Origin of the sequence: Vibrio sp. 10N.286.48.C11 (assembly GCF_041469805.1) — a bacterium.
In the GTDB taxonomy this organism is placed as follows: domain Bacteria; phylum Pseudomonadota; class Gammaproteobacteria; order Enterobacterales; family Vibrionaceae; genus Vibrio; species Vibrio crassostreae_C.
In genome coordinates this window covers 85,899-99,598 of sequence record NZ_JBFRLK010000020.1, presented here as the reverse complement: position 1 = coordinate 99,598, position 13,700 = coordinate 85,899, and the positions used below count along the sequence as shown (strand labels likewise).

Genomic DNA, 13,700 nt, shown 5'->3' with positions numbered 1-13,700 from the left:
GCCAGTGAACGTAACCTTATTAGCAATTGCTGGTGGAATTATCATTCTCGGCTTGGGCTCTTACGCAGGTTACCTTCTACTTCAAGTGAAGAAGCAGACGGAGTTGCAAAAGCAGCATCAAGCACTAGCCATTGAAAAACGCAACGCGACGATTTACGAAAACGTAAATACTTTGTGCTTAGCGGGCATTCAAGGGCAATGTGACTTACCTGAGATCAGTATCCGAGTGTGTATCATTATGGATAATGTTCAGGGTGATGAGCGTGTCGATTTTGATTCTGAGTATCCTGCTCTTTCTGAGCTGTACCATATCGTAAAAGATATGGCTCGCGGAGAGGCAAGACAGGAACTGACGAAGAAAGAGCGCATGCAGCAGAATCTCACGCGCCATAAGGCAGAGACTCGCTTGAATGATGCGGTCATTGAAGATCTGAAAAGGTTGCAAGAGAAGGTTAAACCTCTCAACAACCAAATCAACATTCAGATGATCTAGTCGCTAAGACTATTTAAAATAGAGGCTTGTTTAATACAGGGTGTTCTTGAGACACCTTATCTTTATAGATAGTGTTAAATGAGCCTTCTTACCTTTTGCGTCTCGTTAATCCCGACGCTTTGTTAGTGATCAAGCTAGCAGTTCTGAGTTTTTGTCTGAAAAATTGATTTTGTCTTGGAACGACCTTACTGGTCGTGTGGCAAAATAACCCGTCTATATTTTAATGTATGTAAAATGATTTGAGAGACCTTAGGTTCTCGCGGATCTAAATTGGAATTACCGCTATGTCGAGCAAGCCAGTAACAACGAATCAGCAAATCGTTTGGGATCAAGAGATCTTAAACAAGTACAACTATTCGGGACCTCGTTACACTTCATATCCAACAGCGTTGGAGTTTCATGAAGCGTTTACCGTCGCTGATTACGACATGGCGTGTACTCAGTACCCTGAGCGTCCACTCTCTCTTTACGTGCATATCCCGTTCTGTCATAAGCTTTGTTACTACTGTGGTTGTAATAAAGTCATTACTCGTCACTCGCATAAAGCGGATGAGTACCTTGATGTGATTGAACATGAAATCCGCCAGCGCGCCTCTTTGTTGAATGGCCGTGAAGTGACGCAATTGCACTTCGGTGGTGGTACGCCAACGTTCTTGACCAAAACACAAATTACTCGCTTGATGATGATTCTGCGTGAGGAATTTAATTTCACTGCTGACGCTGAAATCAGTATTGAAGTTGACCCGCGTGAGATTGAGCTAGACGTACTTGACCACCTGCGTAACGAAGGCTTCAACCGCCTGAGCATTGGTGTGCAAGACTTCAATAAAGAAGTGCAGAAACTGGTTAACCGTGAGCAAGATGAAGAGTTCATCATTGCGATGGTTAAACGTGCGAAAGAGCTAGGCTTCCGTTCAACCAACCTTGATTTGATCTACGGCCTACCAAAGCAGACTCAAGCTTTGTTCGCTGAAACATTGAAGCAAGTGTTAGAAATGAAGCCGGGCCGTTTATCGGTATTTAACTACGCACACATGCCTCAGCTGTTTGCGGCGCAGCGTAAGATTAAAGACGAAGATCTACCTGAAGCGAAAGAGAAAATGGCTATCTTGCAAGATACCATCGAGACGCTAACGGGAGCGGGTTACCAGTTCATTGGTATGGATCACTTCGCACTACCTGAAGATGAGCTAGCCGTAGCACAGCGTGAAGGTATTCTGCATCGTAACTTCCAAGGCTACACCACCCAAGGTGAAGCTGACTTAATTGGTTTCGGTGTTTCTGCGATTTCTATGGTTGGTGATGCTTACGCACAAAATCAGAAAGAGCTGAAGAAGTACTACGCTCAGGTGAATGACCTGCGTCATGCACTTTGGAAAGGTGTTGCTCTAGACAGTGACGACCTTCTACGTCGTGAAGTGATCAAGCAGCTGATTTGTAACTTCAAGCTTGATAAAACAATGATCGAATCTGAGTTCTCGGTTAACTTTAATCGCTACTTCAAAGAAGATTTAGAGCTTCTACAAACCTTCATCAACGATGATTTGGTTGAAGTCGATGACAAAGAAATCCGCGTTACTCTGCGTGGCCGCTTGCTGATCCGTAACATCTGTATGTGTTTTGATAAATACTTACGTGCAAAGGCTCGCCAGCAGCAATTCTCTCGCGTTATCTAATCGCTCGATAGAGAATAGAACAATAAAAAATGCCAGCATCATGCTGGCATTTTTGTATCTGACTCATTCGATTTCTGCCTGGTTTAGGTGAGACTCTCAGTGGTATTTTGTTTGACCTTGGCACTTTGCTTGGAGTTGATGAGGTCGGTAGGCCATTGGTCAAACGGAACTGGGCGACTGTATAAGAAGCCTTGAGCAAGCGGGCACTGCAGCTGCTTGAGAAGTTCAGCCTGTTGCTGTGTTTCAACGCCCTCTGCCACCAAGCTTACTTTGAAGCCCTTAGTGATGTTAACGATGGCCGCGACGATGGAGCTATCTAGGTTCTCTTTATCAAGTTTGCTGACAAAGCTGCGGTCGATCTTAAGGCAGTCGAATGGCAGTTTGTGTAAGTAAGCCAGTGACGAATAGCCGGTACCAAAGTCATCAATCGCAATTGATATCCCTAGTGCTTTTAGAGTCAGCATGTTATCGATGATGGTCGGATCATTGTCGACGATGCGTGATTCGGTGATCTCTAGTGTTAGGTTGCTTGCTGGCAGCTTGGTGTCTCGCAGCGTGCCTTTTACTTGTTCCACAAAGCCATTTTCGCTTAGCTGATCGACTGATAGATTGACGTGAATCGAGAAGTCTTTACTCCACTTTCCTGACTCAATCGCGATGGCTGTATCTCGACAGGACTTATGCAGAATTTGCTTGCCGATATCGTCAATGAGCCCGCTCTCTTCCGCGAGAGGAATGAACTCGAGTGGCGAGATCACCCCTTCATCCGTTATCCAGCGAGCTAAAGCTTCTGCTCCTATGGTCGAGCCAGATTCCAGATCAATAATAGGCTGATAAAACGGTTCGAACTGTTGAAGCTCAATCGCTCGGTTCATCCGCGCTAACATCTTGGTGCGATGTCTCGATGCTTTGCCCATTTCAAGGCTATAAATACAGACACTGGTTTTGTCTTGTTTCGCATTGCTCAATGCAATGCTGCTGCTGCGTAGCAGGAGTGTAATGTCGTGAAGATTCGAGACATTCACTATCCCCATCGATACCTTAATCACCACGCTTTCCGATTCCATTGAAAATGGGGAAGCGAAGGTTTGAAGTAAGCGGTTAGTCAGCAGCTGAACATCATCGCTTTGCGTTACGTTTGGCGCGTAGATGGCAAACTCATCACCACCAGTGCGAGCTAGTAGGTATTCGGATGGCAGTGTGCCTCTTAAACGAGCGGCCGCAATGATAAGTAGCTGGTCGCCATTGTAATGACCTAGGCTGTCATTGATGTCTCGGAAGCGATCAATACCAATCAAATACAGTGTGCCTTTTTCGTTGTCGGGGTGTTTCTTGGCAGCGTCAATAAAGCCTTCACGGCTGTATAGCTTGGTTAATGAGTCATAGGTAAGTTGAGACTGTAATGCATGAAACGAAGCCTTTAAGTTGTTGGTCATTTCATTGAATGACTCGACCAACATGCTGGTTTCATATATATGCCCTGTTTTTGGCATGCTCGCGTCCCAATCGCCCTTAGCAAGGCGTTTTGCCGCATCCGCTGTCGAGGTGATGGGTTGGGTTGCGCGATTAAAGGCAATTAATCCTGCAATGACCCCAATGCAGCTCAGTGCTAGCCCAAGCAACCAACTGTTTCTTTGATTTTCTGGCAATTCACCGAGCAGATTGCTTTCAGGGATCGACACCCCAATAAACCACGTGAGCCCGTGCTCATCTTCGTATGGGGTGATTTGGTTGAAGTAGCGTTCGTTGTCTAGGCTAAAACTAAAGCGCTGCTCGCCCAAATTCTCGATTAGGTGGAATTGCTCTACGTAGCTAGCACTCTCACGTATGACTGGATTAGCACTCTCTGTTGCTAGTTTGCGTTGCCCTTTGTTGGTTTGTCCTGTGCCCCATGAAACGACACTGCCTCCGCCTGAGTGCGCGACCAAGCGTTGCTGCTTATCGATGATGTAAACAGAGGCATCCGTTCTATCTTTGAGCTTTCTGAGAAACGCATTGAAGGTATTGATTTTGATGTCGCTGACTACGACGGCTTTGAATTCATTATCATCATAGATAGGCGCTAGAGCAGATAAGGTGATTTCTTGACGTTCGTCAGCATTGGCATAAATTGGTGACCATAACGGTTTTTTCTGTGTCGCAATGGGTGTGTACCAAGGACGGATTCTAGGATCGTAACCTGAAATCACCGATCGAATGTCTTCACTAATTTTGCTGCCACGGTAAATGACCAGCTGATCATTGGTGCGTTCGTCTTGCACCATCAAGGTGTAGCCTTTGTTGGCTTCTTTGCGGAAACCGACGTAGTTACCATCTTCAGAACCAAAGCCGATCGCATCGAGTTGAGGTACAGCAGTGTAATGGTCTGAAAACGTATAAAAAATATAGTCTTGGACCTTACTAAGATTGCCTGCTTGATAAAGATGGTGGTAGCCGATGTTATGGCTGAGCGAGAGGTTGGCGTGAAATGGCTTTTCTAAAAAATTAGACAGGCTTTGATGAACATTGTCAGTCAGTGATGTCAGCTGGCGTGCACTAACATCACTCACCATCTCTTTGTAGCTTAGCTTTTGAGTGAAAACCATTACACCCATAGTGAACAGAAAAATCATCACGAATGGCAGAACCACTGCGGTTCTCAAAGTAATTTGTGTTTTCAAAGACATCTTTAGCTACAACTTTGGTGAATAGCGCACTGTAATTGTACCGACACTATTCAAACCAAGCGACACTTTTTTGGTTAAAAAGTAGCTGCATCGAGAATCATATAAGGTCTAGTACAGTTCTTTGAGTTTACGAGTTAGGGTGTTTCTTCCCCATCCCAAAACCTTAGCTGCATCCTGTTTATGACCATTAGTGTGGTGGAGTGCAGCTTCTAGCAGTATACGTTCAAATTCTGGCAGAGCATAAGTTAGCAGCTCTTTTTCTCCTGAATCAAGCGCACACTTTGCCCAATTAGCGAGCAGTTGTTGCCAGTTATCTCCAGTTCCTGAGGTGGTCACCACTTTTTCTTCTAGCAGCTCTGGTGGCAGGTCTGAAGGAAGAATTTCGCTGCCGCTGGCCATCACGGTAAGCCAACGACAAATGTTTTCAAGCTGACGCACGTTACCCGGCCAATTGAGCTGGTTGAGCTTCAAAATGGTCTCAGGATGCAGTGTCTTCACTTCAACACCGAGCTCTTCGGCGGCGGATGCTAGGAAGTGATGAGTCAGCTTTTCAATGTCTTGTTTACGTTCGCGAAGTGCCGGGATATGGATTCGGATAACGTTGAGTCGGTGGAAAAGGTCTTCACGGAAGTCGCCTTCATGCACTAAGCGCTCAAGATCTTGGTGGGTTGCGGCAACGATACGAACGTCAACCTTAACCGCAGAGTGTCCACCCACACGATAAAATTGGCCATCAGAAAGTACACGTAGCAAGCGAGTCTGAATATCGAGTGGCATGTCGCCGATTTCATCAAGAAAAAGCGTGCCGCCGTTGGCTTGTTCAAAGCGTCCTTGGCGAACGCTGTTAGCACCGGTAAAGGCACCTTTTTCGTGGCCAAACAGTTCAGACTCGATCAGATCTTTGGGGATTGCTGCCATGTTCAAGGCAATGAAGGGCTTCTTAGCTCTTGGGCTGTGACGATGCAGAGCGTGAGCGACCAATTCTTTACCGGTACCCGATTCACCATTGATCAGCACGGATATGGATGAGCGAGACAAACGGCCAATCGCTCGGAAAACCTCCTGCATTGCCGGTGCTTCACCGATGATTTCTGGCGCGTTGGTGTCTTCAGCGACCTCACTGGCTTGTTCGCGTTTCTGCTCTTGGCTGTGCGCGATCGCTCGTTCGACTAGAGTCAGTGTTTCATCAATATCGAACGGCTTTGGAAGATATTCAAAGGCGCCTTTTTGATAAGCATTCACCGCCGCATCAAGGTCTGAGTGCGCGGTCATAATGATCACGGGCAGGTCGGGAGAGCGTTGATGAACCTGATGCAACAGCTCAATCCCGTCAATGCCGGGCATGCGAATGTCAGACACCAATACGTCCGGTGTCTCGCGCTCAAGCGCAAGCAACACGCTCTCAGCATCAGCAAATGTTTCACACTTAATATCCGCAGATGAAAGTGTTTTCTCTACTACCCAGCGGATAGAGCTGTCGTCATCGACGACCCAAACGTATCCCTTACTCATAATTCAATTCCTTTGCAGCCAAATCTATTGTGATAATCATTGTTGTTTTTATGATGTCTTAATCTTTGTGTTACCGAGCTAAGCTTTTCATCTCGCTGTCCAATAGCGAGGTTCTTATGACCTAAATCGGTAGATAAATCGTGAATGTGGTGTTGCCTGGCCAGCTTTCAACATCAATTTTCCCATTGTGTTGATCGATCAGGTTTTGAGAAATCGATAGCCCCAGCCCTGTTCCACCTTCTCGTCCGCTGACCATTGGGTAAAACAGCGTGTCTTTTAAATCATCGGGGATGCCCGGACCGTTATCGCTGATCTCAATACGAGCTGCGAGTTTGTGTCGCTGCCCGTGAATATTTGCTTGATGCACCGTTCTGGTGCGAATGGTGATTTTGCCAGAATCTTGAGTCTTTAGAATCTGCGCTGCATTGCTCACGATATTGAGCATCGCTTGTTCAACCTGTGCCGAATCCATCAAGATGTCCGGTAGGCTCGGGTCGTAATCCCTTTCGATGGCGAGCGTTGAACCCGATTCGAGCTCTACGAGCTGCCTGACTTTCTCAAGTATCTGGTGAAGGTTCTCTTCTGATTTAGTCCCCGGCTTCTGTGGGCCAAGCAGACGGTCGACTAATGCTCTTAAGCGGTCGGCTTGCTCAATAATGATCTGCGTATATTCATTAAGAGACTGATCAGGAAGCATTTTCCCAAGTAACTGCGCCGCACCTCTTAAGCCACCGAGTGGATTTTTGATCTCATGTGCTAACCCGCGTACCAGCAACTTAGCCGCTTGTTGTTGTGCATGTTGGTTGAGCTCTTGGCTAAGGCGTCTTTGCTGGTCTATCTTGCGCATCTCAACCAATAACAGCGTCTCTCGCTGCCAAGATATTGGGCTAACCGTGACTTCAAGCATCAGTGGGCGGTTATCAACAACGAAGGTAACGTCACTGTCGGTAATGCTCTGGCCACTTTGTAGCGGTTGCGTCAGAAGCGCCAAATCAAGTGAAGCGTGTTGGATAAGTTGGCTCAGTGGATGATCAACGATGCGTCGTGCGCTCTGTGAAAAGAGCTGCTCAGCCGCCGGATTTGCGTATCGGACATACAATTGCTCATCGAGCATTAATGTCGAAGTCACCATATTGTCGAGAATGGCGCTGGAAAGATGGTGTGTATCTATGCTGTCGCTTTTGGCTGATCGATTCACTATTTCGTCCTTGAACTGGTGTTTTTCTCACTGCACCAAATTGGTGCGTGGCTAAGTTCAAGTATGGCGCATATCAACCAGAAGCTAAAGATAATTCATTAGAGTCGCTGAAAGCTGCTTCGATTAGGTGAAAAGTAGAGGTTATTTGGCCTCTTTTAACACATTGGCCTACTTGAGCGTCGCTCGATGTAAATACACGGTGACTGGACTAGTAGATGCAATAAGCTTGCCGCTTCTATGTGCTTGAATTGCAATGGTGTGAGTACCTCGATCGATACCTTTTAATTCCCAAATAGGCTGGGTCTGTGGGGCGCCATATCGACGGCCATCAAGCATCAATTGTAATTGCTCCCCAATACCAAGTTTTCGGTTGAGCTCTATCTGAATCGGGATTAAGCCGCGGTTGTTGCGAATGGTTTGATCATGAACTGGAGTCAGCATGGTGAGAGTTAATTGAGTGGGAACCTCGCGCTCTGTGGTTTCGGTTTCTGCCTGGGTTTTAGCTGGCGTTTTAGTTGTAGAGGAAGCTGCGGCGTCAACCGGAGTCGAGGCCTCAAATTTAGGGGCGGGTGCTGAAGCTTGCACATCTGGCAGGCGAAGAGCCTCGGCATCTTGAGCGCTAGGGTTATCACTAAAGTGGAGCACGCCATCTTCATCTTCCCAGGTATACACAGTTTGAGCAGAGCACGAGAGCGCGACTGTTAACCCGATTAGGAACAGTATGTTTTTCATATCTTTAGCCTCTTTTCACCGCTAGGTGATTTCACGTTTGGCGTTGGTTTTATTGTATTTAGCGCGACAGCCTCTGAGGGCTTTTGTCTAAGGTATGGTACGAGGAAGCGGGGGGAGGGAGAATATAAAAAAGGCCCGCCTGCGAGGCGAGCCTAATATTTAGTCAGCGATTCTTACAAGGTTGCAGTAAGAAATGGCTTATCTCTACAGGAGATTAAACTGAGTAGTACAGTTCAAACTCAAGTGGGTGTGTAGCCATGTTCACGCGTTGTACGTCGTCAGATTTCAGAGTGATGTAAGAATCGATGAAATCGTCAGAGAATACGCCGCCAGCTGTTAGGAACTCACGGTCTTCGCTAAGCGCTGCTAGAGCTTCTTGTAGAGATTCTGCAACTGTTGGGATTTCAGCTGCTTCTTCTGCAGGAAGGTCGTATAGATCTTTATCCATAGCTTCGCCTGGGTGAATCTTGTTCTTGATGCCGTCAAGGCCAGCCATAAGCATTGCTGAGTAGCATAGGTATGGGTTAGCTGCTGGGTCACCAAAACGTAGCTCGATACGACGTGCTTTAGGGCTTGGTACTACTGGGATACGGATAGAAGCAGAACGGTTACGTGCTGAGTAAGCAAGCATTACAGGTGCTTCGAAACCAGGTACAAGACGCTTGTACGAGTTAGTTGATGGGTTAGCAAACGCGTTGATTGCACGAGCGTGCTTGATTACACCACCGATGTAGTAAAGAGCCATTTCAGATAGGCCGCCGTACTTATCACCAGCAAACAGGTTAACGCCGTCTTTTGCTAGAGATTGGTGAACGTGCATACCAGAACCGTTGTCACCAACTAGTGGCTTAGGCATGAATGTCGCTGTTTTACCAAATGCGTGAGCAACGTTGTGTACAACGTACTTGTAGATTTGAGTTTCATCAGCTTTCGCTGTTAGCGTGTTGAAGCGAGTAGCGATTTCGTTTTGACCCGCAGTTGCTACTTCATGGTGGTGAGCTTCAACAACTAGGCCCATCTCTTCCATTACTAGACACATTGCTGAACGGATGTCTTGAGATGAATCTACTGGAGCTACTGGGAAGTAACCGCCTTTAACGCCAGGACGGTGACCTTTGTTACCGCCTTCGAAGTCAGAACCTGTGTTCCAAGCTGCTTCTACGTCATCGATCTTGAAGAAAGAACCAGACATGTCGTTTGAGAACTTAACGTCGTCAAATAGGAAGAATTCTGGCTCTGGACCAACTAGAACTGTGTCTGCGATACCTGTAGAACGTAGGTACTCTTCAGAACGTTTAGCGATAGAGCGTGGGTCACGGTCGTAGCCTTGCATTGTTGCAGGCTCTAGGATGTCACAACGGATGTTTAGCGTTGCGTCTTCTGTGAATGGGTCCAGTACAGCAGATGCTGCGTCTGGCATCATTACCATGTCAGATTCGTTAATGCCTTTCCAACCAGCTACTGAAGAGCCGTCAAACATTTTGCCTTCTTCGAAGAAGTCTGCATCAACTTGGTGAGAAGGAATAGAGATATGCTGCTCTTTACCTTTTGTATCAGTAAAACGTAAGTCGATAAATTTAACTTCGTTCTCTTGGATCAGGGATAGTACATTTTCTACTGACATCTTGGATAACCTCCAGTGTTATTAATTCGGTATTAGCTCGATTCGGTTGAAACTAGCATTGATTAATGTCTATAAGTGCATTAATCGATGCTGATTTATCTATTGCCAAAAACGTGCCAAAAAAATTATTCCATTAATTTCAATGATTTACTTGTTTTGCGATTTTGCTTAATCTGGTTTTTGCACCAAAATGATCTCTATCTGCACTTTATTGGTGCGACCGTTTGTCTATGCACCAATATGAGACATAAGCGAGCACCATTCAGCAATGAATTGCCTAAGTTGTCAATCCACTTTTGTTATTTTGCGGGAGATTTGGCTCGCCACTCGCAGGTGATACTTTTTTAGAGTCCTACGAATTTCGCTGCTCAACACTGTACTGAATCAAAGTTAAGCGGATATGAATCGCTAATAAAGAAAAAAGCCTTGGTTCAGATCACATATTTCTGGGTTTTTGTCTAGAATCTGGTATATTATTGACCGTTTTTTAAATCAAGCTAGCGGTTATTATCCAAACTTTTGAGATAAGTGACGGCTACTTTTATGAGTGAATCGAGAATCCATGTCTACTCCACAGATTGATAAGTTAAGAAATATCGCGATCATCGCGCACGTTGACCACGGTAAAACGACTTTGGTTGATAAACTGCTACAACAGTCAGGCACTCTTGAGTCTCGTGGTGAAGCTGAAGAGCGTGTCATGGATTCGAATGACATCGAAAAAGAGCGTGGCATTACAATCCTTGCTAAGAACACAGCAATCAACTGGAATGATTACCGCATCAACATCGTAGATACCCCGGGACACGCGGACTTCGGTGGTGAAGTTGAGCGTATCATGTCTATGGTTGACTCTGTTCTGCTTATCGTTGACGCAGTTGATGGCCCAATGCCTCAAACTCGTTTCGTAACGCAAAAAGCCTTCGCACACGGTCTTAAGCCAATCGTTGTAATCAACAAGATTGACCGCCCAGGCGCTCGTCCTGATTGGGTTATGGATCAAGTATTCGACCTTTTCGACAACCTAGGTGCTACTGATGAGCAACTAGACTTCACCGTTGTTTACGCTTCAGCTCTAAACGGTTGGGCAACGATGGAAGAAGGCGAAACTGGTACAGACATGGAACCATTGTTCCAAGCTGTTGTTGATACAGTAGACGCGCCTGCAGTTGACCTTGACGGTCCACTACAAATGCAAATTTCGCAACTTGATTACAGCTCTTACGTAGGTGTTATCGGTGTTGCTCGTGTTACTCGTGGTTCTGTTAAACCAAACCAACAAGTAACTATCGTAAATGCAGAAGGCAAAAAACGTAACGGTAAAGTAGGTACAGTTCTTGGTTACCTAGGTCTTGACCGTCACGAAGTTGAGCAAGCTAACGCTGGCGACATCATTGCAATCACTGGTCTTGGTGAGCTGAAGATTTCAGACACTATCTGTGACCAAAACAATGTTGAAGCAATGACTCCGCTTTCTGTTGACGAACCAACAGTAACAATGACGTTCCAAGTAAACACTTCTCCGTTCGCGGGTAAAGAAGGTAAGTTCGTTACTTCACGTAACATCCTTGAGCGTCTAGAAAAAGAACTAGTACACAACGTTGCACTACGTGTTGAAGAAACTGATAACCCGGATCGCTTCCGTGTTTCAGGTCGTGGTGAACTTCACCTGTCTATCCTGATTGAAAACATGCGTCGTGAAGGCTTCGAACTAGCTGTATCTCGTCCAGAAGTTATCATCAAGAAAGACGAAGATGGCAACCTAACTGAACCGTTTGAAACTGTGACTATCGACGTGCTTGAAGAGCACCAAGGTGGCATCATGGAAAACATCGGTCTACGTAAAGGTGAGCTAACTGATATGTCTCCAGATGGCAAAGGCCGTGTTCGCATGGACTTCATGATGCCTTCTCGTGGTCTTATCGGTTTCCAAACTGAGTTCCTAACTCTAACGTCTGGTTCTGGTCTTCTTTACCACTCATTTGATCACTACGGCCCTCACAAAGGCGGCGTAATCGGTCAACGTAACAACGGTGTTCTAATCTCGAACGCAACTGGTAAAGCTCTGACTTACGCACTATTCAACCTACAAGAACGTGGTCGTCTATTTGCTGAGCACGCGGATGAAGTATACGAAGGTCAAATTATCGGTATTCATAACCGTTCAAACGACCTGACAGTAAACTGTCTGAAAGGTAAGCAGCTAACGAACGTTCGTGCATCTGGTACTGATGAAGCACAGGTTCTTTCGCCACCTATCCGTCACACTCTAGAGCAAGCTCTTGAGTTCATCGACGAAGACGAACTAGTAGAAGTAACGCCAGTAAGCATTCGTATCCGTAAGAAGCTTCTTACTGAAAACGAACGTAAGCGTGCAGCACGTCCAGCTAAGGCTTAATTGCCAGCTGACTAGCTTCTAGCTAAGTAGATAAGAAAGCCCCGAGTAGCCTAGCTGCTCGGGGCTTTTGTTTTTTAGTTTGTTTAGATACGGTTAAACGAGATACGAAGAGTGTTTAAGTCTTCGTCATCCTCAAGAGGGAGGAACGACCGAGTTGGGGATCTAGCTTTTGATACATAAGTAACGCTCAACGAATTGAAGCCGTTCTTCGACTGGCATAAACGGCACTTCAACCACCTCATAGCCAAGTTCTTGGTAGACTCTTTCTAACGCGTGGTGAATCTCTAGCGCCTCCTCAAACGGATAAGGTCTCACATCATCTTGTACATAAATTGAAGCCTCAGGGCGACAGAACAACACTTGGGGGTGATAACCTTGGCTCGCTTCTCGGTAGGTTGTGTTTATCTCTAGTTTCGCCTGAGCCAAATAGCCACAAATGTCTGGAATGGCACGATCGAGAAAGGCAACAGGATGCTGACTGGCTTGGTCTTTTTGTTCGCTCATGACGGTTAAACATAGGCGTGCAAAGCCCGGAAGGTCTAACCAAGGTAAGATACCGTTCTCAAGTTGGCTCTGCTGTTCGATTAACTGGCGAGAGGACTCTGCGAAGGTGGGGTAACCCGCATCACCCAAGGCATTGATCAGTTTGGTTTTTCCGGCGCCAGGGCCGCCAGTAATAATGATTGGGTTCATACGGGCTTATGTTTATTTGTGTCTACGGGCGTTATTTTTGGTTCAACTGAGCTAGGAACTTATCCGATTCGGCGATCGCTGCATTCATCTGCTTAATCGCGTAGGCGATGTCTTTTTCTAAGCTCATAAACTCGCCCTGCAGTGAACCGACAGCGCTCGCATTGAGGTTGTGCTTCAAGTAAAGCGTATTGTCGCGAAGGGTATTGAGCACGGGGTCCATTTTCTTCTCGGCGCGCTTCATTGCTGACAGCATCGTTTGGTAAGACGATTTAGTTTCACGAAGCTTTTGCTCACTCGAGCGGCGCAGTGAGTCACTGGTGTAGAGATCTAATTCACTCTGCCACTCTTCAAACAGCGCATCCGACACATCTTCAATCGCAGCAATGCGATCACTGACATTTTGCGCGGCTTTCTCGCTGTCTTGGTATTTATCGTTGATTTGGTTGTACATGTCTTCAAGGTCGCCGCCACTGAAGTTAGTCAGGCTGCTGAGTGCTTCAAGTGCGCTGGTAAACTCTTCCTGAGCATCCTGCTGTGACTCTTTAGCGTCTTCCACTCTATCAACCATAATGTCACGCTTGTGATAGCCCACTTGCTCCATGGCGGAGTAATAAGCTGACTGGCATCCAGTAAGAGTAAAAATAGAGAGGACTATAACTATTAAATAAGGCATCCTAGTTTCCTATAGTTAAGTAACGGAATATTAAT

Annotated in this window: 10 protein-coding genes; 3 read left to right on the top strand and 7 right to left on the bottom strand. The window is 46.2% G+C overall.

Annotated features, from left to right (window positions below; genetic code table 11):
* Positions 1 to 4: 4 nt before the first annotated feature.
* The gene (locus AB4209_RS07255) at positions 5 to 493 is read left to right on the top strand and encodes a DUF2489 domain-containing protein (protein WP_017060164.1); all 489 of its coding nucleotides are present in this window, start codon (positions 5 to 7) and stop codon (positions 491 to 493) included.
* Positions 494 to 777: 284 nt separating this feature from the next.
* Positions 778 to 2,169 (top strand): oxygen-independent coproporphyrinogen III oxidase, encoded by a 1,392-nt coding sequence (gene hemN / locus AB4209_RS07250; RefSeq protein WP_102332593.1) that lies wholly within the window; start codon positions 778 to 780, stop codon positions 2,167 to 2,169.
* 83 nt (positions 2,170 to 2,252) lie between these two features.
* Here the strand turns inward: hemN and AB4209_RS07245 are convergent, their stop codons facing one another.
* The 5 genes from AB4209_RS07245 to glnA all read right to left on the bottom strand — a co-directional run bounded on the left by AB4209_RS07245 (position 2,253) and on the right by glnA (position 9,901).
* Complete coding sequence (locus tag AB4209_RS07245; RefSeq protein WP_372055339.1) at positions 2,253 to 4,835, bottom strand: EAL domain-containing protein; 2,583 nt, start codon at positions 4,833 to 4,835, stop codon at positions 2,253 to 2,255.
* 108 nt (positions 4,836 to 4,943) lie between these two features.
* Positions 4,944 to 6,347, bottom strand: a complete 1,404-nt coding sequence (gene glnG, locus AB4209_RS07240; protein ID WP_017059224.1) for a nitrogen regulation protein NR(I) — start codon at positions 6,345 to 6,347, stop codon at positions 4,944 to 4,946.
* Between the two features lie 121 nt (positions 6,348 to 6,468).
* On the bottom strand, positions 6,469 to 7,545 hold the full coding sequence (glnL, locus tag AB4209_RS07235) for a nitrogen regulation protein NR(II) (RefSeq protein WP_019826501.1): 1,077 nt from the start codon (positions 7,543 to 7,545) through the stop codon (positions 6,469 to 6,471).
* A 168-nt stretch (positions 7,546 to 7,713) separates the two neighbouring features.
* On the bottom strand, positions 7,714 to 8,277 hold the full coding sequence (locus AB4209_RS07230; protein ID WP_372055337.1) for a DUF4124 domain-containing protein: 564 nt from the start codon (positions 8,275 to 8,277) through the stop codon (positions 7,714 to 7,716).
* A gap of 214 nt (positions 8,278 to 8,491) precedes the next feature.
* On the bottom strand, positions 8,492 to 9,901 hold the full coding sequence (glnA, locus tag AB4209_RS07225) for a glutamate--ammonia ligase (protein ID WP_017059221.1): 1,410 nt from the start codon (positions 9,899 to 9,901) through the stop codon (positions 8,492 to 8,494).
* 562 nt (positions 9,902 to 10,463) lie between these two features.
* Here glnA and typA point away from each other — a divergent pair.
* The gene (typA, locus tag AB4209_RS07220; RefSeq protein ID WP_372055335.1) at positions 10,464 to 12,299 is read left to right on the top strand and encodes a translational GTPase TypA; all 1,836 of its coding nucleotides are present in this window, start codon (positions 10,464 to 10,466) and stop codon (positions 12,297 to 12,299) included.
* 162 nt (positions 12,300 to 12,461) lie between these two features.
* On the opposite strand, the gene AB4209_RS07215 is transcribed toward typA, so the two are convergent.
* Positions 12,462 to 12,992, bottom strand: a complete 531-nt coding sequence (locus AB4209_RS07215; RefSeq protein WP_229648025.1) for an AAA family ATPase — start codon at positions 12,990 to 12,992, stop codon at positions 12,462 to 12,464.
* Positions 12,993 to 13,023: 31 nt separating this feature from the next.
* A complete protein-coding gene (locus AB4209_RS07210; RefSeq protein WP_123285155.1) occupies positions 13,024 to 13,665 on the bottom strand; it encodes a DUF2959 domain-containing protein in 642 nt (213 codons plus the stop codon).
* Positions 13,666 to 13,700: the final 35 nt, after the last annotated feature.

Coding starts and splice junctions, on each gene's coding strand:
- AB4209_RS07230 (WP_372055337.1), bottom strand. CDS start 8,277: ATGAAAAACATACTGTTCCTAATCGGGTTAACAGTCGCGCTCTCGTGC.
- AB4209_RS07215 (WP_229648025.1), bottom strand. CDS start 12,992: ATGAACCCAATCATTATTACTGGCGGCCCTGGCGCCGGAAAAACCAAA.
- glnA (WP_017059221.1), bottom strand. CDS start 9,901: ATGTCAGTAGAAAATGTACTATCCCTGATCCAAGAGAACGAAGTTAAA.
- typA (WP_372055335.1), top strand. CDS start 10,464: ATGTCTACTCCACAGATTGATAAGTTAAGAAATATCGCGATCATCGCG.
- AB4209_RS07210 (WP_123285155.1), bottom strand. CDS start 13,665: ATGCCTTATTTAATAGTTATAGTCCTCTCTATTTTTACTCTTACTGGA.
- AB4209_RS07245 (WP_372055339.1), bottom strand. CDS start 4,835: ATGTCTTTGAAAACACAAATTACTTTGAGAACCGCAGTGGTTCTGCCA.
- hemN (WP_102332593.1), top strand. CDS start 778: ATGTCGAGCAAGCCAGTAACAACGAATCAGCAAATCGTTTGGGATCAA.
- glnG (WP_017059224.1), bottom strand. CDS start 6,347: ATGAGTAAGGGATACGTTTGGGTCGTCGATGACGACAGCTCTATCCGC.